Source organism: Microbacterium sp. NPDC079356 (genome assembly GCF_049545465.1).
Taxonomy (GTDB): Bacteria; Actinomycetota; Actinomycetes; order Actinomycetales; family Microbacteriaceae; genus Microbacterium; species Microbacterium gawkjiense.
This window is the reverse complement of record NZ_JBMWDN010000002.1, coordinates 34,580-58,920: the sequence shown is the minus strand read 5'-3', so window position 1 is coordinate 58,920 and position 24,341 is coordinate 34,580. Positions and strand designations below refer to the sequence as shown.

At 71.5% G+C, this 24,341-nt stretch carries 22 protein-coding genes and 1 tRNA gene; 19 read left to right on the top strand and 4 right to left on the bottom strand.

Annotated elements, in window-relative coordinates; genetic code table 11:
- Positions 1-4: 4 nt before the first annotated feature.
- Entirely contained in the window at positions 5-973 is a 969-nt protein-coding gene (locus ACPEH0_RS05115) for a metallophosphoesterase (RefSeq protein ID WP_366213911.1), read from the bottom strand.
- Positions 970-3,633 carry a transglycosylase domain-containing protein gene (locus ACPEH0_RS05110; RefSeq protein ID WP_366213912.1) on the bottom strand — a complete coding sequence of 888 codons (2,664 nt, stop codon included), beginning with the start codon at positions 3,631-3,633 and terminating at the stop codon, positions 970-972. Before ACPEH0_RS05110 ends, ACPEH0_RS05115 begins: the two co-directional genes overlap by 4 nt.
- Positions 3,634-3,730: 97 nt before the next feature.
- Between ACPEH0_RS05110 and ACPEH0_RS05105 the strand changes: the two genes are divergently transcribed.
- Both ACPEH0_RS05105 and ACPEH0_RS05100 read left to right on the top strand, forming a co-directional pair.
- Positions 3,731-3,949, top strand: coding sequence for a DUF4177 domain-containing protein (locus ACPEH0_RS05105; RefSeq protein WP_064003053.1), 219 nt, complete (start codon positions 3,731-3,733; stop codon positions 3,947-3,949).
- Positions 3,949-4,416: a RidA family protein gene (locus ACPEH0_RS05100; protein ID WP_366213913.1), complete on the top strand. Its 468-nt coding sequence runs from the start codon at positions 3,949-3,951 to the stop codon at positions 4,414-4,416. The genes ACPEH0_RS05105 and ACPEH0_RS05100 overlap by 1 nt, the downstream gene beginning before the upstream one ends.
- A 21-nt stretch (positions 4,417-4,437) precedes the next feature.
- Here the strand turns inward: ACPEH0_RS05100 and acs are convergent, their stop codons facing one another.
- Positions 4,438-6,408, bottom strand: a complete 1,971-nt coding sequence (gene acs, locus ACPEH0_RS05095; protein ID WP_366213914.1) for an acetate--CoA ligase — start codon at positions 6,406-6,408, stop codon at positions 4,438-4,440.
- Positions 6,409-6,772: 364 nt separating this feature from the next.
- On the opposite strand from acs, the gene ACPEH0_RS05090 reads away from it, so the two are divergent.
- The 12 genes from ACPEH0_RS05090 (at position 6,773) to ACPEH0_RS05035 (ending at position 18,467) form a co-directional block, all read left to right on the top strand.
- A complete protein-coding gene (locus tag ACPEH0_RS05090; protein ID WP_366213915.1) occupies positions 6,773-7,762 on the top strand; it encodes a TadA family conjugal transfer-associated ATPase in 990 nt (329 codons plus the stop codon).
- Complete coding sequence (locus ACPEH0_RS05085; protein ID WP_366213917.1) at positions 7,759-8,652, top strand: type II secretion system F family protein; 894 nt, start codon at positions 7,759-7,761, stop codon at positions 8,650-8,652. The genes ACPEH0_RS05090 and ACPEH0_RS05085 overlap by 4 nt, the downstream gene beginning before the upstream one ends.
- Positions 8,653-8,695: 43 nt before the next feature.
- Positions 8,696-8,899, top strand: a complete 204-nt coding sequence (locus tag ACPEH0_RS05080) for a DUF4244 domain-containing protein (RefSeq protein WP_064003058.1) — start codon at positions 8,696-8,698, stop codon at positions 8,897-8,899.
- Positions 8,896-9,234 (top strand): TadE family type IV pilus minor pilin, encoded by a 339-nt coding sequence (locus ACPEH0_RS05075; protein WP_366213918.1) that lies wholly within the window; start codon positions 8,896-8,898, stop codon positions 9,232-9,234. Before ACPEH0_RS05080 ends, ACPEH0_RS05075 begins: the two co-directional genes overlap by 4 nt.
- A complete protein-coding gene (locus tag ACPEH0_RS05070) occupies positions 9,234-9,560 on the top strand; it encodes an Rv3654c family TadE-like protein (RefSeq protein WP_366213919.1) in 327 nt (108 codons plus the stop codon). The genes ACPEH0_RS05075 and ACPEH0_RS05070 overlap by 1 nt, the downstream gene beginning before the upstream one ends.
- Positions 9,561-9,637: 77 nt before the next feature.
- Positions 9,638-12,301, top strand: a complete 2,664-nt coding sequence (gene topA, locus ACPEH0_RS05065; protein WP_366213920.1) for a type I DNA topoisomerase — start codon at positions 9,638-9,640, stop codon at positions 12,299-12,301.
- A complete protein-coding gene (gene tmk, locus ACPEH0_RS05060) occupies positions 12,298-12,921 on the top strand; it encodes a dTMP kinase (RefSeq protein ID WP_217530906.1) in 624 nt (207 codons plus the stop codon). The genes topA and tmk overlap by 4 nt, the downstream gene beginning before the upstream one ends.
- Positions 12,922-12,951: 30 nt before the next feature.
- Entirely contained in the window at positions 12,952-14,103 is a 1,152-nt protein-coding gene (locus ACPEH0_RS05055) for a DNA polymerase III subunit delta' (RefSeq protein ID WP_366213921.1), read from the top strand.
- Complete coding sequence (locus ACPEH0_RS05050; RefSeq protein WP_366213922.1) at positions 14,100-15,644, top strand: alpha/beta hydrolase; 1,545 nt, start codon at positions 14,100-14,102, stop codon at positions 15,642-15,644. The genes ACPEH0_RS05055 and ACPEH0_RS05050 overlap by 4 nt, the downstream gene beginning before the upstream one ends.
- 67 nt (positions 15,645-15,711) lie before the next feature.
- Positions 15,712-15,787: transfer RNA gene (locus ACPEH0_RS05045), tRNA-Thr, on the top strand.
- Between the two features lie 17 nt (positions 15,788-15,804).
- On the top strand, positions 15,805-16,194 hold the full coding sequence (locus tag ACPEH0_RS05040) for a hypothetical protein (protein WP_311860057.1): 390 nt from the start codon (positions 15,805-15,807) through the stop codon (positions 16,192-16,194).
- 38 nt (positions 16,195-16,232) lie between these two features.
- On the top strand, positions 16,233-18,467 hold the full coding sequence (locus tag ACPEH0_RS05035; protein WP_366213923.1) for an MMPL family transporter: 2,235 nt from the start codon (positions 16,233-16,235) through the stop codon (positions 18,465-18,467).
- A 9-nt stretch (positions 18,468-18,476) separates the two neighbouring features.
- Here ACPEH0_RS05035 and ACPEH0_RS05030 read toward each other — a convergent pair whose 3' ends face one another.
- Complete coding sequence (locus ACPEH0_RS05030; protein ID WP_366213924.1) at positions 18,477-18,869, bottom strand: DUF3054 domain-containing protein; 393 nt, start codon at positions 18,867-18,869, stop codon at positions 18,477-18,479.
- Positions 18,870-18,940: 71 nt separating this feature from the next.
- Here ACPEH0_RS05030 and ACPEH0_RS05025 point away from each other — a divergent pair, with 71 nt between their 5' ends.
- From ACPEH0_RS05025 to ACPEH0_RS05005, 5 genes are all read left to right on the top strand, one after another.
- Complete coding sequence (locus ACPEH0_RS05025; RefSeq protein WP_311285497.1) at positions 18,941-19,540, top strand: isochorismatase family protein; 600 nt, start codon at positions 18,941-18,943, stop codon at positions 19,538-19,540.
- Positions 19,537-20,223: a DUF2510 domain-containing protein gene (locus ACPEH0_RS05020; RefSeq protein ID WP_366213925.1), complete on the top strand. Its 687-nt coding sequence runs from the start codon at positions 19,537-19,539 to the stop codon at positions 20,221-20,223. The genes ACPEH0_RS05025 and ACPEH0_RS05020 overlap by 4 nt, the downstream gene beginning before the upstream one ends.
- 76 nt (positions 20,224-20,299) lie before the next feature.
- Positions 20,300-21,487 carry a glycosyltransferase gene (locus ACPEH0_RS05015; protein ID WP_366213926.1) on the top strand — a complete coding sequence of 396 codons (1,188 nt, stop codon included), beginning with the start codon at positions 20,300-20,302 and terminating at the stop codon, positions 21,485-21,487.
- A 75-nt stretch (positions 21,488-21,562) separates the two neighbouring features.
- The gene (locus tag ACPEH0_RS05010) at positions 21,563-23,374 is read left to right on the top strand and encodes a glycoside hydrolase family 15 protein (protein ID WP_366213927.1); all 1,812 of its coding nucleotides are present in this window, start codon (positions 21,563-21,565) and stop codon (positions 23,372-23,374) included.
- A gap of 44 nt (positions 23,375-23,418) precedes the next feature.
- Positions 23,419-24,315 carry an SDR family oxidoreductase gene (locus ACPEH0_RS05005; protein ID WP_217530926.1) on the top strand — a complete coding sequence of 299 codons (897 nt, stop codon included), beginning with the start codon at positions 23,419-23,421 and terminating at the stop codon, positions 24,313-24,315.
- The last annotated feature ends 26 nt before the right edge of the window (positions 24,316-24,341 follow it).

Below are 24,341 nucleotides of genomic sequence, written 5' to 3'. Positions count from 1 at the left end.
AAGCTTACCCTGCCGACCGCCCCTCGGGCGAATCGTCGGCGCGTCGGGCGCGGAGGACGAGGACGGATGCCTCGGGTCGGCACGCGAAGCGCACGGGTGCGTAGATCGAGTGGCCGAGGCCGGCGCTGACGTTCAGCGGCACCGTGCGTCCGTCGTGCGTCCACGAGCTGAGCCCGCGCGCCTTCTCGAGCGGGATGTCGCAGTTCGACACGAGCGCCTTCTTCGAGAAGGGGATGCGGACCTGGCCGCCGTGCGTGTGCCCGCCGATGAGGAGGTCGGCACCGGCATCCGTGAACGCGTCCAGCACCCGTCGGTAGGGAGCGTGCGTGACCCCCAGGCGGACGTCTGCGCCGGCGCCGAGGGCACGGAGCGCGTGGGTGGAGGCGTCGAGGTCGTCGAAGTCGCGGTGCGCGTCGTCGACCCCGAAGCCGTCGATGCGGACACCGCCGACGCGGATGCTCGCGGCGGTGTTGTCGATGAGCGTCTCGCCGAGGCCCGTCAGGTAGTCGTCGAGGGCGTCGGTGTCGAGCGACGGAGTGAAGGACTCGTGGTTCTGCGGTCCCGACGGGCCGAGGAGGTACTTGATCGGGTTGCGGGCGCTGGGGGCGACCTTGTCGTTCGACCCGTGCACGAAGAACCCGGGTACGCCGCGGAGGGGCGCGAACGCCGCCCGGATGCCGCGCAGACCGTCGACGTGCCCCAGGTTGTCGCCCGTGTTCACGACGAGGTCGGGTTGGATGCGGTCCGCGATGTCGGCGATCCAGCGCTGCTTTCGGTGCTGCCACGGCGCCATGTGGGCGTCGGACAGGTGGAGGAGGGTGACCGAGGGGCTCCCCGGCGGCAGGACGGTCAGCTCATGACGCCGGAGCGTGAAGAGATACCGCTCGATCCCGACGCCCCAGACGCCGGCGGCGACGCCGACCGCCCCCACCGCGCCGAGCGCGGTGAGGGCGGTGTGACCAGCCGGCCTCACGGACCGTTGCCGTTGCCGGGACCGTTGCCGCGGCCGTTGCCGCCGCCCCCGTTGCCGCCGCCGTCACCGTCACCGTTGCCGTCGCAGTCGGCGGACTGGTACTCGATGGTGATCGTGGCGTCGCGGCTCACGGTTTCGCCGGCGGCGGGATCCGTGCCGGTGACGACACCCTCTGCGGGTGCGCCGTCGTCGTCCTCGCACGTCTGCGCGACGTTCCGGAAGCCGGCGTCGGACAGTGCCCGCGCCGCCTGCTCCGGGGTGCCGCTCACGCCCGGGACCACGACGCCTTCGCCGTCACTCGGGTTGATGGTGACCGTCGTGCCCGAGACGACGCGGCCCGCGCCGGGCGTCTGCGACACGATCGTGCCCTCGGCCTCGGGCGAGGACACGGGCTCGCCGACGACGACGCTGAAGCCGGCGTCCTCGATACGGTCGGTCGCGGCGTCGACGTCGAGGCCGATGACGCTCGGCAGCCGCGCGTAGCTGCGCTTGGTGAGCTCCGTGGAGGGCTCGGGGAACTTCGAGCCACCGAACTCCTCGTTCGCGGCGCGCTGCATGGCGGGCCAGATCGAGTTGCGGATGCGCGAGAGGCGGTAGCCGCTCTCGTAGTGGTTCTCGAGGCGCTCCTGGCCCTTGACGTTGCCGACCCAGACCGCGGTGGTGACCTCGGTGCTCGAGCCGATCATCCAGGTGTGGAGGAACTGGTGGATGCCGGTCTTGCCGAAGATCGGAACACCGTCGAACGTGCGCGCACCGCTACCGGTTCCGCTCCCGGTCATCACGCTCTGCAGGACGTAGGCCGCAGTTGCCGCGACGTCCTCGCTGAGCTTGCGCTCGCACTTCGTGTCGGGGATCGGCTGCTCCTCGCCGTCCGCGTTGACGACGCGGTCGATGGCCTTCGCGGCGCAGAGCGTGCCGTTTGAGGCGATCGCGGCGTACGCGTTCGCCATGTCGATGGGCGCGACATCCTGCGAGCCGAGGACGTCGTAGGGGTTGTTGTTCTGGTCGAGCGGCTGGCCGTTGCCGAGCGTCACGCCCAGGTCGCCAGCCACCTTGTTCGTCGTGCAGACCGGGATCTTCTCGGCCATGGTCAGGAAGCCCGAGTTCAGCGAGTCCTTCGTGAAGCGGGCGACGGTGCCGGTGTAGCCCCGGTTGCGCTCGAAGTTGCCGATGCGGGGCTGGCCGTCGGGTCCGGTCCCCTCACCGGTGTAGACGGTCTGCGTCGCACCGTCGCAGGTCTGCACCGTCTTGGTGCCGACGCGTCCGTTGAGCATCTCGTTGACCGAGTGACCCTGCTGCATCCAGTTGATGAGGCTGAACACCTTGTAGGTCGATCCGGCCGAGTGACCGCCGCCGCCGTTGCGCGCGGGGACGTTGTAGTTGACCTGGGTGGTCGTCTTGTCGTCGGCCTGATCCGCCCACGGGCGGTTCTGAACCATGGAGAGCACGCGACCCGTGCCGACTTCGACCTGGACGCCCGAGGCACCGAGGTCCATGTAATCGACGCTCGCGGGGACGACGGAGATTGCCTTGTTCGCGGCCTCCTGCAGGGATAGGTCGAGCGTCGTGTAGACGCTCAGCCCGCCACGACGCAGCGCCGCGATGCGGTCCGCCTCGCTCTCACCGAACGCCTTGTCGCCGCGAATGATCGACGTGACGTACGCGCAGAAGAATTCGGCCCCCTCAGCCTCGGAACACCCCTGCGGGCGCGACGTGATCTTCGGCTCGATGGGGGCGGCCACGGCTTCGTCGTGCTCCGCCTGCGTGATCTTCTTGTCCTTGAGCAGGCGGTTCAAGACGTAGACCTGACGCGCCTTGCTGAGCTTGTAACCGTCACCGGCGCCGTTGACAGGCGTGCCGTCGCTGGTCGTCGTCGAGCCGTCGGGCCGGTCGATGCGGAGCGTGTTGGGCGCCTGCACCATGCCGGCGATCACTGCCGCCTGACCGATGGTCAGCTTGTCGGGCGTGGTGTCGAAGTAGTGCCGCGCGGCCGCGCCGATGCCATAGACAGTCCCGCCGAAGTGCGCGATGTTGAGGTAACCGAGGAGGATCTCGTCCTTCGAGTACTCCTTCTCGAGCTGGATGGCGTAGCGCATCTCCTGGATCTTGCGCTGGTAGCCCGCCGTGCCTCGGTTTGCGGTGGACTCCTTGTAGCAGGCCTGAACTTGCTCGGTACCGACGGCCTTCGCCTCGCAGGTCTGCTGCAGGACGTTCTTGACGTACTGCTGAGTGATCGAGGATCCACCGCGGTTCGAGCCGGAGCTCGCGTTGCGGGCGAGCGCGCTCAGCGTGCCGAGCAGGTCGACGCCGCCGTGCGTGTAGAAGTTCTTGTCCTCACTCGAGAGGATCGCGTCGTACATCACCGGGTTCACCTGGTCGAAGGTGACCGGGATGCGGTTCTGATCGTAGAACTCGGTGAGCTTGACGTCCTTGCCCTCGTCGTCCTTCGCGTAGATCGTCGTCGGCAGCATGAGCTTCTCGATCTTGAGATAGCTCGGCATGTTCTCGAACATCTTGATCGCGCTCGTCGCGGCGTAGCCGGAAACGGCGATCGCGGGAGTGATGGTCGCCGTGACGAGGAGAGCGGCCGCAGTGCTCAGACCGATGAGGCCCAACAGGCCTCCGAGCACACCGGTGGCCGTGCGTTTCGAGTGGGGCATAGGCTGATCGTAAGGGAGATAGCTGGGTGACGCCTCGGTGACGCTCCCGTCGTCGCGCCCGTCAGGGCCGCCCCGCCTCGACCTCCGGGAGCACCGCATGACCACGTGGGAGTACATGACCACGCCCCTGCTCATCCACAACACCGCCGCGATCCTCAACAACTGGGGCAAGCAGGGGTGGGAGCTCGTGCAGGTGGTGACCGGCCCCGAGGGCGGCCTCGTCGGCTACTTCAAGCGCCCCTCGGGCGGCGACGGCTCCGCCAACGCCGGACTGGATGCCGCGGCTCAGGCCGCCCGACAGTTCGGGCAGGGCTGATGTCGGTCTCCGCGCGACTCGCCGAGCTGGGCATCGAGCTCGGCTCCGTCGTCCCGCCGCTGGCGGCCTACATCTCGGCCAAGGTGCACGGCGACCTCGTCTACACGGCGGGGCAGCTCCCCATGGTCGACGGCGCGCTCCCGGCCACCGGGAAGGTGGGCGAGGGTGAGGGCCTCGTCTCCGCGGACGACGCCGCCGCGCTCGCGCGCCAGTGCGCGCTCAACGCCATCGCCGCCGCCGCGGCCGCCGTGGGCGGTGTCGACCGGCTGACCGGCGTCCTGAAGGTGACGGGATTCGTGGCATCCGTCCCCGAGTTCACCGGCCAGCCCGTCGTGATCAACGGCGCGAGCAGCGTGCTGGGCGAGATCTTCGGCGACGCCGGCCGTCACGCGCGCTCCGCCGTCGGTGTGCCCGTGCTGCCGCTGGACAGCCCGGTCGAAGTCGAGGTCGTGTTCTCGCACGCCTGATCGACCGGGCCGCCGGCCGCGCTACTTCTTCGTGACCTGCCCCTTGATCGTCGACATGACCATCGTGTCGGCGAGGGTCGTGGTGTCGCCGACCTCGCGCCCCTCCGCCACGTCGCGCAGCAGGCGCCGCATGATCTTGCCGCTGCGGGTCTTGGGGAGTTCCGTGACGATGTAGACGTCGCGCGGCCTCGCGATGGGGCCGATCTGCTCGCCGACCCACACGCGCAGCGTGTCGACGAGGCCGTCGAGCGAGTGCGCCTTCATGTACGACTCCTTGATGACGCAGAACGCCACCACCGCCTGACCGGTCGTCTCATCGGACGCGCCGACAACTGCGGCCTCGGCGACTGCCTCGTTGCCGACGAGGGCCGATTCGATCTCGGTCGTCGACAACCGGTGCCCCGAGACGTTCATGACGTCGTCGACGCGGCCGAGGAACCAGACGTCCCCGTCCTCGTCGAGGCGAGCCCCGTCGCCGGCGAAGTAGTAGCCGAGGTCGGCGAACTTGTCCCAGTAGGTCTCCTTGAACCGCTCGGGGTCGCCCCAGATGCCGCGAAGCATGCTCGGCCACGGTTCGGTCAGCACGAGGAGGCCGCCGTTGCCGTTGCCGACGACCTGACCCTTCTCGTCGACGACGTTGAGGCTGATGCCGGGGAGCGGCACCTGAGCGCTGCCCGGCTTCGTCTCGGTGACGCCGGGCAGCGCCGACACCATGATCGCGCCGGTCTCGGTCTGCCACCACGTGTCGACGATCGGTGCCGTGTCGCCGCCGATGACGTGGCGGTACCACATCCACGCCTCGGGGTTGATGGGCTCACCCACGCTGCCGAGCAGGCGCAGCGAGGACAGGTCGTGCTGCTCGGGGATGCTGCGGCCGAGCTTCATGAACGACCGGATCGCCGTCGGGGCCGTGTAGAGGATCGTCACGCCGTACTTCGCGACGATCTCCCACCAGCGGCCCGGATGCGGGGTGTCGGGCGTCCCCTCGTAGATCACCTGCGTCGCGCCGTTGGCGAGCGGACCGTAGGTGACGTAGGTGTGCCCGGTGATCCAGCCGATGTCGGCCGTGCACCAGTAGACGTCGGTTTCGGCGTGCAGGTCGTGCACGACCTTGTTCGTGAAGGCGGCCTGCGTGAGGTAGCCGCCGCTCGTGTGCAGGATGCCCTTCGGCTTTCCGGTCGTCCCCGACGTGTAGAGGATGAAGAGCGGGTCCTCGGCCGGGAACGGCTGCGCGACGTGATCAGCGGATGCCGCGGGCACGAGGTCGTGCCACCACAGGTCGCGCCCGTCCTGCCAGCTCACCTCGTTGTCGGTGCGCTTGACGACGAGGACGTGCTCGACCGTCTCCTGCGGGCCGTGGCCGCGGTCGGCGAGCGCTTGGTCGACGGCGGGCTTGAGGGGGGACACCTTGCCCTTGCGGTAGCCGCCGTCGCTCGTGATGACGAGCTTGGCGCCGGCGTCGTCGATGCGCGAGCGCAGGCTGTCGGCCGAGAAGCCGCCGAAGACGACGGAGTGGATCGCGCCGATGCGCGCGACGGCCAGCATCGAGGCGACGGCCTCGGGGATCATCGGCAGGTAGATGGCGACGCGGTCGCCGGCCTCGACCCCGAGGTCGGTCAGGACATTCGCGAGACGCTTGACCTCGTCGGTCAGCTCCGCGTAGGTCACCCGGCGCTCGTCGCCGGGCTCGCCCTCCCAGAGCAGGGCGACGCGGTCGCCGAGGCCCGCCTCGACATGCCGGTCGAGGCAGTTGTAGGCGACGTTCAGTTCGCCGTCCTCGAACCAGGTGGCGAACGGCGGGTTCGACCAGTCCAGGGTCTTCGTGAACGGAGTGTGCCAGTGGAGGGCACGCGCCTGCTCGGCCCAGAAGGCCTCGCGATCCTGCGCGGCGGCCTCGTACAGGTCGGCGTGGGCGTTGGCCTGGGCCGCGAACTCCGCGGACGGCGCGAAGCGGCGGGTCTCGGTGAGGAGGTGGTCGATCTGGCTGCTCATGCGGCGCTCCTTTGCGTCGGGCCGTCGTGGCCTCGTCCTGCGATGCGGTCACTCTAGGATCGCTCGTCGTCGTCTACTACCGCCGATAGTGGGTGCGGGGCAACCATCGAGTGTCTGTGAACGTGCACTCCGCCGATGAGCGTAAGATCGTTACCGCCCGAACATCGATTCGGCTTCGCGGCCCCGCTGATCCCCCCTGAAGCGCGGTCGCGTGGGCGGCACCCTCCCCCCCAATGGGTGCCGCCCTTCTCCTTTTCCCGGGCGGGGTGCGCCGATTCCTGCACACCTCGAGTGCGGACGCGGTCCTCCACCGCTGCCCGACGGCCGCCGGGGCGCGCCCGTCGCCGCGCCTAGCGTCTCGGGCATGCCGCATCCGTTCATCGTCGCTCCGCGGGGCCGCACGGCGTCCGCCGAGCCGCGCCCGGTGCCGCCGCATCCCGTCGTCGCGCCGCTGCGGCGCTACCTCGCCGACCCCGAGGTGACCGACGTCTTCGTCAACGGCACGCAGGGGTTGTACGTGGACCGGGGTGGGGGAGCGGAACGGATCCCGGACTGGCGCCTCGACGAGGAGGCCGTCCGCGAGCTCGCCGTCGGGCTGATCGCGCTGGGAGGGCGGCACCTCGACGACGCGACGCCGTGTGCCGACGTGCGGTGGGAGCACGGGGTGCGGGTCCATGCGGTCCTGCCGCCCATCGCCTGCACGGGCGCGACGATCTCGATCCGGCTGCCCGGGACCGGCATGGCCGACCTCGACGAGCTGGGCCGTCGCGGCACCTTCGACGCCGCGACGGGCGCACGCCTCGAGAGACTCGTCGACGAGCGGGCGAACATCCTCGTGACGGGGGCCACCGGCGCCGGCAAGACGACGCTGCTCGCGGCGCTCCTCGGGCGGGTCCCGGTGTCGGAACGGATCGTCACGATCGAAGACGTCGCGGAGCTGCGCATCGCCCACCCGCACCACGTCCGCCTCGAGGCGCGGCAGGCGAACCTCGAGGGCGTCGGGGCGATCTCGCTCGGGCGCCTGCTGCGCGAGGCGCTGCGGATGCGGCCGGATCGTCTCGTGGTGGGGGAGTGCCGCGGTGAGGAGGTCCGCGAACTGCTGACCGCGCTCAACACGGGACACGACGGCGGCGCGGGCACCGTCCACGCGAGCGGGATCGCCGACGTGCCCGCGCGCCTCGAAGCGCTCGGCGCCCTCGCCGGCATGGACGACCGGGCGCTCGCGCGGCAGACCGCCAGCGCGATCGGCGCGATCGTGCACATCGAGCGGGGTCGTGACGGGGTGCGGCGCGTGACCGGGATCGCGCGTCCCGTCGTGCGCGGCGACCGGCTCGGCGTGGAGGACCTCCCGTGAGGCGCCGGAGGAGAGCGGATGCCGCGGCGGCACCCGACGCGGCAGCGGTCGCCGCCGTCGTCCAGCGTCTCGCGGTCCTGCTGCACGCCGGCATCGCGCCGGGCGCGGCCTGGCGCCACCTGGCCGCGGCGGGGGACGACACCGCCGGCGCGGTCTGCGCCCGCCTCGACGCGGGGGATCCGCCGGCATCCGCTCTCGCCGAACGCGGTGAGGCATGGCGCCAGATCGGGGTGGCGTGGCAGGTCGCGACCGTCGTCGGGGCGCCCCTGGCGGCGAGCCTGCGCGGCCTCGCCGAGGCGCTCCGCGACGCCCATCAGGCGCGCGACGACGTACGCACGGCGCTCGCCGAGCCGCAGACGACGGCCCGCCTCATCGCGTGGTTGCCCCTCGTCGCGTTGGGGCTGGGGGCGGCGCTCGGTTTCGACCCGTTCACGGCCCTCGCCACTCCGGCGGGCGCCGTGTGTCTCGTGGCGGGAGGGTCCCTGATGCTCCTCACCCACCGGTGGACGCGCGGCCTCGTCGCCCGGGCGCAGCCGGGGGACGACATCCCGGGCCTGGACGCCGAGGTGATCGCGATCGCCCTCTCGGGCGGCGTCTCCATCCCGCGCGCGATCGAGGTCGCGGCGGCGGCGTCGGGCCTCGCGCCGTCGAGTGAGACCGGCGCGGTGCTCGCCCTCTCCCGCTCCGCCGGAGCCCCCGCTGTCGAACTGCTGCGAGCGGATGCCGCGGCGCGCCGTCAGGCGGCGCGGACGGAGGGCCGGCTGCGCGCCGCCGCCCTGTCCGGTCGGCTCCTGCTGCCGCTCGGGGTCTGCACCCTCCCCGCGTTCCTGCTGCTCGGCGTCGGCCCGATGCTGCTCTCGGTCCTCACCACGACCCCGCTCACGCTGTGAGCCCTAGACGTGCCCACATCCACAACCCACATCGGAGGAGATCATGACATCCCACGACCTGCCCACCCTGACCCGCCGTCGCGCGGCGGAACTGTTCGCCGACGAGACCGGCGCGGCGACCGCCGAATACGCCATCGCGACGATGGCGGCGGTCGCTTTCGCGGGCCTGCTCGTCATCATCATGCGCTCGGACGAGGTGCGCGGCATCCTCACCGACCTGGTGCGGCGCGCCCTGACCGTCTCATGAGGCGCGACGAGCGGGGATCGGTCGCGGCGGAGTTCGCCGTGACGGTCCCCGCCGTCGTCCTCGTGCTCGTGCTCGCGGTCTCGGCGCTCTCCGTGGGCGGTCGGCAGGTGCGGCTCGAGCACGCGGCCGCGCAGGCGGCGCGTCTGGCCGCTCGGGAGGAGCCCGCCGATCGGGTGGTCGCCGCCGCGCGCGCCCTCGCCTCGGGCGCCGAGGTCGGGACCCGCCGGGACGGCGACCTCGTCTGCGTCGATCTCACCGCGGCACCGGGGGTCCCGCTGCCGCTGGCCGACCTGCGCGCATCGTCGTGCGCCCTGCCCGCGCGGGAGGGGGACTGATGGCGGGATCGGCGACGACCGTCGGCGTCCTGGCGGTGACGGCGACCCTCGCGATCGGATTTCTCGCGGCCGGAGGGGCGGCGGCGACCGCCGCGCGCGCCGCAGGAGCCGCCGACGCCGCAGCCCTGGCGGCCGCCGACACCGCGTCGGGACTCGTTCCCGGCGAACCGTGCGCACGCGCCGCGGACGTCGCCTCGCGCGTGGGCGCATCGGTCTCCGCGTGTCGCATCGACGGCCTCATCGCCACGATCGAGGTCTCGATCGGCGTCGGCCCCCTGGACGCGCGGGCGCGCGCCCGCGCCGGCCCGCCGCCCGGAGCCGGGTGACGCGCCGGACCGCAACCGCTCTCAGCGTGCTCTTGACAAGGCGGTGTGTATGGTGTGCAACGAAGAAAGGACCCCACGTGGCACAGGGCAAGAAGCTCGTCATCGTCGAGTCGCCGACGAAGATGCGCTCGATCCAGGGATACCTGGGTGACGGATACGAGGTCATGAGTTCGGTCGGGCACATCCGCGACCTCGCCGACAAGAAGGACATCCCGGCGGATCTGAAGAAGACCTCCGTCGGCAAGTACTCCATCGACATCGAGAACGACTTCACCCCTCTTTATGTGGAGAGCGACCGCGGCAAGAAGACGGTCGCCGAGCTCAAGCGCGCACTGAAGAACGCCGACGAACTCCTGCTCGCCACCGATGAGGACCGCGAGGGCGAAGCCATCGCGTGGCACCTGCTCGAGACCCTGAAGCCCAAGGTCCCCGTCAAGCGCATGGTCTTCCACGAGATCACGAAGGACGCGATCCAGGCCGCGGTGAAGAACACCCGCGAGCTCGATCACGCCCTCGTCGACGCGCAGGAGACGCGGCGCATCCTCGACCGCCTCTACGGCTGGGACGTCTCGGACGTCACACGCCGCAAGGTGGGTCAGGGCACGAGTGCCGGGCGCGTGCAGTCCGCCGCGACCCGCATGGTCGTCGAGCGCGAGCGCGAGCGCATGGCGTTCGTGTCCGCCTCGTACTGGGACGTCGACTCGACCGCCGTGAAGGGGGCGGACTCGTTCGCGATCCGCCTCGCCCGCCTCGACGGCGCCCCTCTGGCGCGCGGCACCGACTTCGACGACACCGGTGCGCTGAAGAAGGCCGTCGTCGTCCTCAGCGAGGACCAGGCGCGCGAGCTGGCCGCATCGCTCGAGGCGTCGGGCGCGGCATCCGTCGTCAGCGTCGAGGCCAAGCCCGGCACACGCAGCCCCAAGCCCCCCTTCACGACCTCGACCCTCCAGCAGGAGGCCGGTCGCAAGCTCTCGATGAGCGCCAAGCACGCCATGGGCGTCGCGCAGCGGCTCTACGAGAAGGGGTACATCACCTATATGCGTACCGACTCGACCGCCCTGTCGGCCCAGGCGGTCACCGCGGCGCGCACGCAGGCCGTCGCGCTGTACGGCGACAAGGCCGTGCCCGCCAATCCCCGCAGCTACCGCAACAACGCGAAGAACGCGCAGGAGGCGCACGAGGCGATCCGTCCTTCGGGCGAGCACTTCCGCACGCCCAAGGAGGTCACCTCCGGCCTCGACCGCGACGAGCTGCGCCTCTACGACCTGATCTGGAAGCGCACCGTCGCCAGCCAGATGGCCGACGCGAAATACGAGACGACGACCGTCACGATCGACGCGGATGCCGCCGGTCGCACGGCGACGTTCACGGCATCCGGCACCGTCTACACGTTCAAGGGCTTCCTCGACGCGTACGAGGAGGGTCGCGACGAGAAGCGCCACGACAACGACCGCACCGACGACCAGTCGCTGCCGGCGCTCGCCGTCGGCGACGCACTGCGACTGACCGACGTCGAGCCGAAGGGCCACGCGACGAGCCCCAAGCCCCGCTACACCGAGGCGTCGCTCGTCAAGGCGCTCGAGGAGCGCGGCATCGGCCGTCCCTCGACCTTCGCGAGCATCATCGACGTCATCCTCGACCGCGGCTACGTGTCCAAGCGCGGCCAGGCGCTCGTCCCCAGCTGGCTCGCGTTCAGCATCGTGCGGCTGCTCGAGGAGCACTTCGCCGATCTCGTCGACTACGACTTCACCGCCGCGCTCGAGGACGACCTCGACGCGATCGCCCGGGGCGAGCAGAACCGCGCCGCCTGGCTGCGCGAGTTCTACTTCGGCTCCGAGGACCACGTCGGCCTCCGCAACATCGTCGACAACCTGGGCGACATCGACGCGCGCGAGATCAACTCCACCAGGATCGGCGACGTCGCGGTGCTCCGCTTCGGCCGCTACGGTCCGTACCTCGAGGTCCCGGGCGACGACCCCGAGACGCCGCGGCGCATCAACGTCCCCGACGACCTCGCACCCGACGAGCTCACGCCCGAGAAGGCGCAGGAGCTCATCGAGGCGCCCGTCGGCGGCGACCGTGTCCTCGGGCAGAACCCCGAGAACGGCCGCGACGTCGTCATCAAGGACGGTCGTTTCGGGCCCTACCTCGAAGAGGTGCTGCCCGAGGAGGAGGCGCCGGCCGAGGACGCGAAGCCCAAGCGCGGCGCGAAGAAGGCCGTGGCACCCAAGCCCAAGCGCGCCTCGCTGTTCAAGAGCATGTCGCCCGAGACGATCGACCTGGCGACCGCGCTGAAGCTCCTGTCGCTGCCGCGCGAAGTGGGTGTCGACCCCGAGTCCGGCACCGTCATCACGGCCCAGAACGGTCCGTACGGTCCGTACATCAAGAAGGGCACCGACTCGCGCAGCATTGCGAGCGAGGACATGATCTTCGACATCACGCTCGAGCAGGCCCTCGAGATCTACTCGCAGCCGAAGTACGCCAACCGCGCCGCGACCTCGCTGAAGGAGTTCGAGGCCGACCCGGTCAGCGGCAAGCCGATCCGCATCAAGGACGGCCGTTTCGGGGCCTACGTCACCGACGGCACGACCAACGTGACGATCCCGCGCGGTCAGACGCCCGACGACATCACCTTCGAGGTCGCCGTGCAGATGCTCGCCGACAAGCGGGCCAAGGGGCCGGCGCCCAAGCGCACGACCCGCAAGCCCGCGGCGCGCAAGCCGGCGGCGAAGAAGAAGTGACCTCCGGGCTGTGGATCACCCTCGAGGGGGGTGACGGCTCGGGCAAGACGACGCAGGCGGCCCTGCTGGAGCAGTGGCTCCGCGAGCAGGGCCGCCGGGTCGTGCGCACGCGCGAACCCGGCGGCACCGACGTCGGCGTCCTCATCCGCGACATCGTCCTGCACCACCGCGGCGACATCGCGCCGCGCGCCGAAGCGCTCCTCTACGCCGCCGACCGCGCCCACCACGTCGCGACCCTCGTGCGGCCGGCGATCGAGCGCGGCGACGTCGTCCTCCAGGACCGCTACCTCGACAGCTCGGTCGCCTATCAGGGCGCCGGCCGCGTGCTCGACGGAGGGGAGATCCGCGACCTGTCGCTGTGGGCCACCGAGGGTGCGCTCCCCGACATCACGGTTCTGCTCGATGTCGATCCGGCGACGGCGCGCGGACGATTGGATGCCGCCGACAAGCCGTTCGACCGGCTCGAAGCCGAGAAGAGCGCGTTCCACGAGCGGGTGCGCGCAGCGTTCCTCGCGCTCGCGGAAGCCGATCCGGACCGCTTCCTCGTCGTCGACGCGACGCGGGCGATCGACGAGATCGCGGCGGAGATCCGCTCCCGCGTCGCCCCGCACCTGTCCTGAGCGTCCCCGGCACCTCGTAGGCTGAACGGCATGACCGCCTCCACCGACGTGCTCCCGTGGGGCGAGGTCTGGGGTCAGGACGAGGCCGTCGCGCAGTTGCGGTCCGCGGCATCCGACCCCTCCCAACTGGCGCACGCGTGGCTCATCACCGGACCGCCGGGATCGGGCCGGTCGACCCTCGCGTACGCGTTCGCGGCGGCGCTCATCGCCGAGTCGGGCGACGAGAACGCGATGCGGCAGGTCATGGCGCGGACCCACCCCGACCTCGCGGCCCTCCGCACCGAGGGCGTCATCATCTCGATCAAAGAGGCGCGCTCGCTCGTCGAACGGTCCTACTTCTCGCCGTCGCTCGGGCGCTACCGGGTCATGGTCATGGAGGACGCCGACCGCATGGTCGAGCGGACGAGCAACGTCCTGCTGAAGGCCCTCGAGGAGCCGCCCGAGCAGACCGTCTGGATCCTCTGCGCGCCGAGCGACGCGGATCTGCTCCCCACGATCCGCTCGCGCGTGCGCATCCTGCGGCTGCGCGAGCCCGACGTCGCCGACGTGGCCCGGCTCATCGTCCAGCGGACGGGCGTCGACGAGGCCGTGGCCGAGCAGTCGGCCCGGCTCGCACAGCGCCACATCGGCATGGCGCAGCGGTTGGCGACGGATGCGGCATCCCGTGAGCGTCGCGAGCGCACCCTCCGCGCGGTGCTCCGCGTGCGCGGTGTCGGCGACGCGGTCGAGGTCGCGGCCACGATCGTGCAGTCCGCGACCGACGACGCGAAGGCGCGCACCGCGGAACGCGACGAGAGCGAGCGCGAGGCGCTGTTGCGCACGCTCGGGGTCGCTCCGGGCAGCGCCGTGCCTCCCGCCGTGCGCAGCCAGGTCAGCGCCCTCGAGGACGAGCAGAAGCGGCGCGCGACCCGCAGCCTGCGCGACGGGATCGACCGGGTGCTGACCGACCTCGAGTCGCTCTACCGCGACACGCTCATGCGTCAGTTCGGCCGCGAGACCGAGCTCATCAACCGCGAGCTCACGCCCGACATCGAGGCGCTCGCGGCGGCGTGGACGCCGCAGCACACCCTGACCGTCCTCGACGCCATCGCGCTGACGCGCACCAACCTGCAGGGCAATGCCGCCCCCGCCCTGGCCCTCGAGAGCATGCTGATCACCGTCGCGACGGGGCGCGCGTCGTGATCCGCGGCGTGCTCCGCCGCGCGGCGGCCGCCGTCCTGGCGGCCGGTCTCGCGGCGATGCTCGCCGGCTGCACCCCGAGGACGCCCGTCGCCCCCGACCGCGCGCCGGTGGTCTCCGGCGCCCCCGCCGGCTTCGAGGACTTCTACGGCCAGGACGTCGCGTGGGAGCAGTGCACCGGCTTCGACGACGGGGGCTACTTCTGCGGCACGATCACCGCGCCGCGCGACTGGACCGACCCCGACGCCGGCGACCTCGACCTCGCCGTCATCGTCCGCGTCGCCTCGAACGGCGAGTCGAAGGGGTCGCTGTTCGTCAACCCCGGCGGACCGGGTGCGAGCGGCGTCGACATGGTCCGGCAGTCGGCGGGTTTCGCCGTCGGGCCGAAGCTGCTGCAGTCGTACGACGTCGTCGGCTTCGATCCGCGCGGGGTCGGACGCTCCACGGCGGTGCGCTGCCTCGACGCCGCCGCGATGGACCGGTACCTCTTCGACATCCCCGCCGCCCCGCGCGGCACGCCCGAGCGCGCCGGCGAGCAGCGGCAGTCGGCCGCCGCGTTCGCCCGTGCCTGCGACGCGAACAGCGGCGGCATCCTGCCCTTCATCACCACCGAGAACGCGGCCCGCGACCTTGACCTCATGCGCGCTGTGCTCGGCGACGAGAAGCTCGCCTACCTCGGGTACTCGTACGGATCGTTCCTCGGCGCGACGTACGCGAAGCTCTTCCCGCAGAACGTCGGCCGGGTCGTCCTCGACGGCGGACTCGACCCGTCGATCCCGGGCGCGATCGTCGGCGCGCGACAGGCCGCCGGTTTCCAATCCGCGCTCGACGCCTATCTGACCTGGTGCCTCGCCGGCTCGGACTGCCCGTTCGACGGGGCGCAGGACGCGGCGCAGCAGCAGCTCGAGGACGCGCTCGCCGCCGTCGACGCGTCCCCGCTGCCGGCCTCGGACGGGCGGATGCTGGGGGCCGATGCGCTCGTGATGGGCATCATCTCGGCGCTCTACAGCGAGGGCAGCTGGGCGACGCTCTCGTCGGCGCTCACCGCGGTCCTCGAAGGCGATCCCGACGAGATGTTCGCCCTCGTCGACCGCTACTACAACCGCTACGACGGGTCGTACCTCGACAACTCGACGGAAGCGTTCTCGGCGTACAACTGCATGGACTACCCGGCCGACCCGGCCGACGTCGTCGCGGAGGCGGAGGCTCAGGTCGCCGAGGACGCGCCCACCTTCGCGCCGTACTGGAGCTCCGACGTCGACCTCTGCGACGAATGGCCCTACCCGCCGACGGGCTCACGCAGCGAGATCACCGCCGACGGGGCGGCGCCGATCCTCGTCATCGGCACCACGAACGACCCCGCGACCCCCTACGAGTGGTCGGCGGCCCTGGCCGAGCAGCTGAGCTCCGGCATCCTGATCACGCGGGTGGGGGAGGGGCACACCGGGTTCAACAAGGGGAACGCCTGCGTCGACGAGACCGTCGTGGCGTACGTCGAGGACGGCGAGGTGCCCACCGGCGACGTCCGCTGCGATGCCGGATAGGGGCGCGTTCGCACCATCCCCTCGGACCCTGTAGGATCGATGATCGTGCAACGCGCGAGCGAAGCGCGCCACCTTAGCTCAGACGGCAGAGCGATTCACTCGTAATGAATAGGTCAAGGGTTCGATTCCCTTAGGTGGCTCCAGAACAGAGGACACACGGGTGACACAGGCCCTCGATGCGATTCTCGAGATCTTCTCGTGGGTGGGCTTCGGGGCTGCCGTCGTCTTCGGGATCGCGGCCCTCGTCGTGTGGGCGTCCGACGGCAGTTGGCTCCCCGCGGACGCGTACCTCGACGAGGACGGTCGCACCCTGCGGTGGCTCGACGACGCCGGCGAGGTGAACGCCGCCGAGCTGTCTGCTCACGACCGCGATCACCTCGGGGCAGGCGGCACGGCGCGCATCTGGTATCGCCACGGCTGGCGCGATCGCATGCGGTTCACGAGGCGTCCGCCCGTCCTGCGACTGCTGGTGGGGCTGGCTGTCGGCGGCGGTGCGCTGGGCGTCGTGACGGTGCTCGCCTCGGTGATCGTCTTCTTCCTGCGATCCTGAGATTGTTGTAAAAGCGTATATCTAGATAAGCTAGGTATATGTCATCCGCATCGACATCCTCACGCTGGCTGCGCATCGCGCTTCCGCTCGTCCTCGTGGTCATCTGGCTCGCCGGGGGATCCATCGGAGGGCCCTATTTCGGCAAGGTCGAGGAGGTCTCGACGAACGACCAGTCGACCTTCCTGCCGCAGAGCGCCGAGTCGACGCAGGTGCAGGAGCGCCTCGACGACTTCCTCGGCGGCGACGCGATCCCGGCGCTCGTCGTCTTCGAGGGCACCGGCAGTCTCGACGCCGCCGACCTCGAGGGCGTGCAGACCGTCGCCGACGAGATCGGTGCACTCGAGGGCGTCCTCGAGGTCTCGCCCGCCATCCCGTCCGAGGACGGCGAGGCGGCGCAGGTGGTGGTCTCCATCGACGCCTCGGCGGAGGTCACCGACATCGTCGGCGAGGTGCGCGAACTCGTCGCGGCGGACGCTCCCGACTCCCTCGAGGCGTGGGTCACGGGTCCGGCCGGCTTCACCGCCGACCTCGCGACCGGCTTCACCGGCATCGACGGCCTGCTGCTGCTCGTCGCGCTCGGCGCCGTGTTCGTCATTCTCGTGGTCGTCTACCGTTCGCCGCTGCTGCCGATCCTCGTGCTGCTGACCTCGGTGTTCGCGCTCTGCGTCGCCCTCCTGAGCGTGTGGTGGCTCGCGAAGGCGGGGATCGTCGTCCTCAACGGTCAGGTCCAGGGCATCCTCTTCATCCTCGTCATCGGCGCCGCGACCGACTACGCCCTGCTCTACGTCGCGCGCTTCCGGGAGGCGATCGGGGAGGGCCGCCGGAGGTGGGATGCCGCGACCGCCGCCTGGAAGGGCTCGATCGAACCCATCCTCGCCTCGGGCGGCACGGTCATCGCGGGCCTCCTCTGCCTGCTCCTGAGCGACCTCGCGAGCAACCGTGCCCTCGGCCCCATCGCCTCGATCGGCATCGCCTTCGCGATGCTGTCGGCGCTGACCTTCCTGCCCGCGCTCCTCGCGCTCGTCGGGCGCGCGGCGTTCTGGCCGTTCATCCCGAAGACGGGCATGGCGGAGCTCCCCGCCGACCTGACGCAGCCCGCCCGCGGGCTGTGGGCGAAGCTCGCACGGTTCGTCGCGCGCCGCGCGCGGGTCGTCTGGATCCTCTCGACGGTCGTGCTGCTGGCGGCATCCGTCGGTGTCACCCAGCTGAAGGCGGACGGCGTCCCCGCCAGCGAACTCGTGCTGGGGGAGTCCCAAGCGCGGGACGGCGGGGTCGTGCTCGCCGAGCACTTCCCGGCGGGGTCGGGCAGCCCGCTCTACGTCATCGTGTCCGAGGGCGACGCCCCCGAGGCCGCCGAGCTCGTCGCCGGTCAGGACGGTGTCGACTCGGTCGGTGTGGTGGCCGCTGACACGCCGTCGGGGCAGGCCGCCGTCAGCGTCGAGGGCGGTGAGCTCGTCCTCGCGCCGCAGGGCCCTCCCGGGACGCCGGCCCCCGAGGCGACCGTGGACGGCGGCGACGTCATGCTCGTGGCCACCCTCTCGGACGCGGCGGACTCTCTCGAGGCCGAGCAGACGGTGCGCGAACTGCGAGCCTCCCTCGCCGGCGCGCCGTTCGAGGGGATCGTCGGCGGCACCACCGCCGTCGACCTCGACACCAACGACACCTCGATCCGCGACCGGACGGTGATCATCCCCGTCATCCTCGTCGTCGTGCTGCTGATCCTCATGCTGCTGCTGCGCTCGGTGCTCGCACCGGTGCTGCTGATCCTCAGCGTCATCGTGTCGTTCGCGGCGGCGCTGGGCGTGAGCGCGCTCGTCTTCAACGACGTGTTCGGGTTCCCGGGCGGCGATCCCGCCGTGCCGCTCTACGGCTTCGTCTTCCTCGTCGCCCTCGGCATCGACTACAACATCTTCCTCATGTCGCGCGTGCGCGAGGAGTCGCTGGCGCACGGGACGCGCCGCGGCATCCTCCGCGGACTCGTCGCGACGGGCGGGGTGATCACCTCGGCGGGCCTCGTGCTGGCGGCGACGTTCGCGGCGCTCGGCGTGATCCAGATCCTCTTCCTCGTCCAGCTCGCCTTCATCGTCGCCTTCGGCGTGCTGCTCGACACGTTCATCGTGCGCTCGCTGCTCGTGCCGGCCCTCGCGTACGACATCGGCCGGAAGATCTGGTGGCCCTCGAAGCTGTCCCGTGTCGATGCGGAGGATGCGCCTGTGGACGCCGCGCCGGAGGAGACGACGCGCGCCGAGTACCGCCGCACGCTCGACGCGTGAGGGGCGCCGTCAGTCGGCCGAGCGGCGGCGGGCGGCGAGCGCGGCGACGAGGCGCCATCCCACCAGCAGCAGGAGCAGGACGGATGCCGCGACGATGACGAAGGCGACCTGCACGCCCTGACCGGAGAGGGCGCGCAGGATCATGCCGCCGACGACGGTGACCGCCCACACCGGGATGCCGGTGCGCACCACCGCGAGCGGGGCGCGCCAGGCGAGGGCCACCAGCCAGCCGGCCACGAGGGCGGCGACGAAGGGCCCCGCCGTCGTCGCGAGACCCGCGAACGGCGCCTCGGAGTGGCTGGCCCGTCCGATCGCGGCGAAGACCGTGACCAGCACGACGTCGAGACCGAGGGCGGCGAGGATGCCTGCGGTCGAGCGGCGGTCGCGGACGGGGACGGTCATGCCGCCAGCGTAGCCGCGCCGCCCGCGACACGGAGATGACCGCCGGCCCCGCGCCGTCGTACCCTCGTCACATGACCCGAGCGCTGTTCATCGTCGATGTGCAGAACGATTTCACCGAGGGCGGGGCCCTGGGCGTCGACGGAGGGGATGCGGTCGCCGCAGCCATCACGTCGCACCTGAGAGCACACGCCGCCGACTACGACCTCATCGTCGCCTCGCGCGACTGGCACGACGGCGACGGCGACAACGGCGGGCACTTCGCCGCCGAGCCCGACTTCGTCGACTCGTGGCCCGTGCACTGCGTCGCGGGCACCCCGGGCGCGGACTACGACCCCGGCCTCGACACGAGCGCGGTCACGCACCACGTCAAGAAGGGGCAGGGCCAGCCCGCCTACTCGCTGTTCGAAGGGGTGACGGATGCCGGTGAGACGGTCGCCGACCTGCTGACGGCGCACGGCGTGGTCGACGTCGACGTCACCGGGATCGCGACGGATCACTGCGTCCGGGCATCCGCCCTCGACGCGATCGCGCACGGTCGACGTGTCCGCATCCTCACCGACCTCATCGCCGGCGTCGCACCCGCCCCCAGCGAAGCCGCGCTCGCCGAACTCGCGCACGCCGGTGCCGAGCTCGCCTCGTCGACGGGCGACCGGGACGAGAGCGGCCGGTGAGCCGCCAGGCGCCCGCGGGCTGGTACCCCGACCCGGGCGAGCCGGATCAGCTGCGATGGTGGGACGGCACCGAGTGGGCGACCGACACCGTCGCTCCGCGCACGTCCGTCGCGGTCGACGACCCGGAACCCGCCGCTGCCCCGGCTCCCGCGCCGGCGCCCGCCCCCACGTCTTCTCCCAACCCCGCCCCGGCGCCCACTCCCGCCCCGGCCCCCGGCGCCGCGCGCGCCGGCACCGTCTGGATCTGGGCGGCGATCGCGGCATCCGTGCTGCCGCTCTACACGGGGGCGTTCCTCGACGGGGAGGCGGTCGCGCGCCTGTTCGGTGAGGCGTCCGCCGCGCTGACGCCGGCGGGGTGGATCGTCGCCGGCCTCAGCCTGCTGGTCGTCGTCGACCTCGTCCTCGTCGCCCTCGCGGTGCTGTTCGCGCGCCTCGACCATCGCGCCCTGCGGCGTCGCGGCATCCCGTCACCCTTCGGCTGGGGCTGGGCGGCGCTCGCCTTCGTCGCCACCCTCGGCGTCTACGTCGCCGGTCGTACGTTCGTCGTGCACCGCGAGACGGGGCGCGGGCTCGCGCCGTTCTGGGGCTGGCTGATCGCGACCGCCGTCGGCCTGGTCGTCTTCGCCGTCTGGATCACCCTGTTCTCGGACGCGGCGTGGGAGGCGGTCACCACCGCACGGTGACCCCTTCGCGGCGATCTTCACGCGATGGTCATCTGCGGTTCATCGCGCCGGCGCGGCCCCGCCTCAGCATGGGGGGATGACCGGTCACCGCGTGCTCTCGCTGTACGAAGGCCTCTTCTCGGGTGGCGCCCGCGTGCTCCACACGAACGTCGTGACGTCGCTCCACCAGGACGGTTCGCACGAGCATGCCGTGCTGTCGATCGCGTCGCGCGCCCGGCGCGAGGGCGCCGTGCAGCACATCGCCGACGACCCGCGGTACCGGTGGCTGCGCGACGCCGGTGTCGACGTCACCGACCTGGGGCGCGAGGCCGGCGCCCTGCCGCCCGAACCCGAGAGCTTCACCGATGCGGAGCTCGAGGTCGCCGCCGCGGCCGTCCGGCGCGCCGACGTGATCCTCACCCTCAAGGAGCAGCCGCTCGGCCTCCTCCTCGCCCTCGAGGCCCGCGGACTCCTCCCCGACGTGCCGATCGCCGCGTGCCTGCACCGGTCGGACCCGACGCACTCGGGCGCCGCGGCGCGCTGGATGGGGGAGCTGGCGGCATCCGGTCGGCTCACCACGACCATCTCGTGCGCGGAATCCACGAGCGACGCCTACGCGCGCTACACGCCGCCGTCCGTCGAGCGCGTCGTGATCCCGAACGGGATCGACCTGACGCGGTACCGTCCCAAGCCGTACGAGCGGATGCCGCTGCGCGCCCACCTCGGGATCGCCCCGACCGCGCCGGTCGTCCTGTTCGCGGCGCGTTTCGACGCGATGAAGGACCCCGGGCTGTTCCTGCGGGCGGTCGCCGCGCACGCGGCGCGCGACACCCGCACGCAGTACGTCCTGTGCGGCGCCGGCATGACGGTCGACGACCCCGCGCTCACCGCTGCGATCGCCGAGGCGGGTGCTCCCGTCGAGCGGATCCATCGTCTCGGCATCCGCGACGACATGCCGCGCCTGTACCGCGGGGCCGACATCGTGGCACTCACGAGCGCGTTCGGCGAGGCGTCGCCGCTCTGCCTCATCGAGGGAGCGGCGAGCGGGGCGACCCCGGTGACGACGGCGGTCGGCGACGCCGCGCAGGTCGTCGCGGGCATCGGGCTCGTCACGCCGCACGACCCCGACGCGATCGCCGCCGCCTGGGCGAAGGTCATCGCCCGCCGGCCGGACTACCGCGCCGCGGCCCTCGCCGCCCGCCCTCGACTGGGCGCGGATCGCATGCTCGACGCCTACCGCGGGGTCATCGACGGACTGGCCGAACGTCGCGAGGCGGCTGCCTGACCCGGCGCCGTCACACATCGTCGGCGGGGTGTCAACCGGCATCCGCTCGGTCGGCGCCCCGGGAAGACTCGGGTCATGCCCCCTCACGACGACGCCGCTCCCGGTCAGGATCTGCGCAGCTACGCGCCGATCGGTGACGGCCGCACGGTCGCGCTCATCGGGCTGCGCGGTCAGATCGATTGGATGCCGCTGCCCGGCATCGACGACCTGCCGATCTTCGGGCGACTGCTCGACGACGACGCCGGTGGGTGCATCGAGCTCGAACCGGTGGAGGAGTACGACGTGCGTCGCCGATACCTGCCGCGGACCAACGTCCTCGTGACGACCTTCCGCACCGCGTCGGGCACGGCGACCGTGACCGACGCGCTCGTGACGGGTGTCGCGGGGCGGCTGCCGTGGGCGGAGCTCGCCCGCCGCGTCGACGGGGTGGAGGGTGTGGTGGCGTTCCGCTGGCGCGTCCAGCCCGGCACGTCGCTGAAGACGGCAGCGCCGTGGCACGACCGGGCGAACGGCCGCAGCATCCTGCGTTCGGGACTCACGACGATCGGCGTGACCGGCCGCGACCACGGGCCGGAACCCGCGGCATCCGCCGACGGCATCGCGACGGGACTCGCCGGCGGCTTCACGGCCACGAAGGGCAGCCGGCACCTGCTCATCGTCGTCGGCACGCACGACGAGCCGATCCACTTCCCGGACCCCGACAACGTCGACCGCGGCATCGACCGCACCATCGAGGCCTGGCGCGCCTGGTCGCGCGAGTTCTCGTACGACGGTCCGTGGGCGACCGACGTGCAGCGGAGCGCCCTCATGCTCAAGCTCCTCATCCACAGCCCGACCGGTGCGATCGCGGCGGCCGCGACGACGTCGCTCCCCGAGAACCTCGCCGGGGGCAAGAACTGGGATTACCGCCTCGCCTGGGTGCGCGACCTCGCGTACACGCTCGACGCCCTCGTCGGGTTCGGGCTGCGCGAAGAGACGCACGCCGCCATCTCGTGGCTGCTGCGGACGATCCGCCGGCACGGGCCGGAGCTGCACGTCATGTACACCCTCGACGGCGAGCTCGACGGCCACGTCACCGAGTACGACGTGCCCGGGTGGCGCGGGATCGGCCCGGTTGTGACCGGAAACCCCGCCCGCGAGCAGGTGCAGCTGGGCGTCTACGGCGACCTGTTCGCGATCTGCCGGGCCTACGTCGAGGCGGGGAACGCCCTCGACGTCCAGACCGGACGCATGCTGTCGATGTACGCCGACAAGGTGTGCGATTCGTGGCGGAACCCCGACTCGGGCATGTGGGAGCTGCCCGAGGAGCGGCACTACGTCTCGTCGAAGATGGGATGCTGGCAGGCGCTCAACGACGCAGTGCGGCTCGCCGAGCTCGAGCAGATCCCGGGCAGCAGCGAGCGGTGGGCGGCCGAGGCGGAGCTCGTGCGTGACTGGGTCGACGAGCACGGCTGGTCGGAGTCCCGCGGCGCGTATGTCATGGCCCAGGGCAGCCGCGACCTCGACGCCTCCGTCCTGCTGCATTCGCTGAGCGGCTTCGACCGCGGTGAGCGGATGTCGCGCACGATCGACGCGCTCTCGGGAGAGCTCGGCGAGGGGCCGCACCTCTTCCGCTACACGGGCATGCGCGAGGAGGAGGCGACCTTCGTCGCGTGCGGCTTCTGGCGCGCCGCCGCGCTCGTGTGCGTCGGCCGCCACGACGAAGGCATCGCCGCGATGAACGAGCTCGTCGCCTCGGGCAACGACGTCGGCATGTTCGCCGAGATGATCGACCCCGACGACGGCGCGTTCCTCGGCAACCTGCCGCAGGCGCTCAGCCACCTGGCGCTCATCCGCGCAGCCCTGACGATCCGCGAGCTGGTCGGCGACGACGCCGACGGCCGCTGACCCTCACCGACCGCACCACGACCACCACGAAGAAGGAGAGCACGATGGCACGCGACCAGTACACGTTCACGAACCCGGTGGAGCTCTACTCCGAGATCGAACCCCGCAAGGGCCACCAGGAGGAGCCCGGCCTCGACGCCGACCTCGCTCCGCAGGCCGACCTCGGCGAGGACACCTACCGCGGCACCGGCCGGCTGACGGGGCGCAAGGCCCTCATCACCGGCGGCGACTCGGGCATCGGTGCGGCGACGGCGATCGCGTTCGCGCGCGAGGGTGCCGACGTCGCCCTGTCGTACCTGCCCGAAGAGGAGGAGGACGCGCAGCGGATCGCCGGCATTCTCCGCGAGGCCGGCGCGACCGTCCTCACCCTGCCGGGCGACCTGAAGGACAAGGAGTACTGCGTCGGCCTCGTCGCGCAGACGGTCGAGGGCCTCGGCGGTCTCGACATCCTCGTCAACAACGGCGGCAAGCAGATCTACAGCGAGGACATCACCGAGCTTCCCGACGAGCAGTTCGACCACACGTTCACGACCAACGTCGATGCGATGTTCTGGATCACGAAGGCGGCGGTGCCCCACCTCCCCGCGGGATCGACGATCATCAACACGACCTCGATCCAGGCGTACTCGCCGTCCGAGACGCTCGTCGACTACGCCTCGACGAAGGCGACGATCAACGCGTTCACGAAGGCGCTCGCCCAGCAGCTCGCGCCCAAGGGCATCCGCGTCAACGCGGTCGCTCCGGGACCGATCTGGACGCCGCTGCAGGTGACGGACGGGCAGCCGCCCGAGAAGCTCGAGCAGTTCGGCGAGGACACCCCGCTCGGACGCATGGGACAGCCCGCGGAGCTCGCCCCGGCGTACGTGTTCCTGGCGTCGCCGGAGTCGAGCTACGTGCTCGGCGAGACCCTCAACGTTAACGGCGGGATGCCGACGCCCTGACGATCGCATGACGAAGGCCCCGCCGC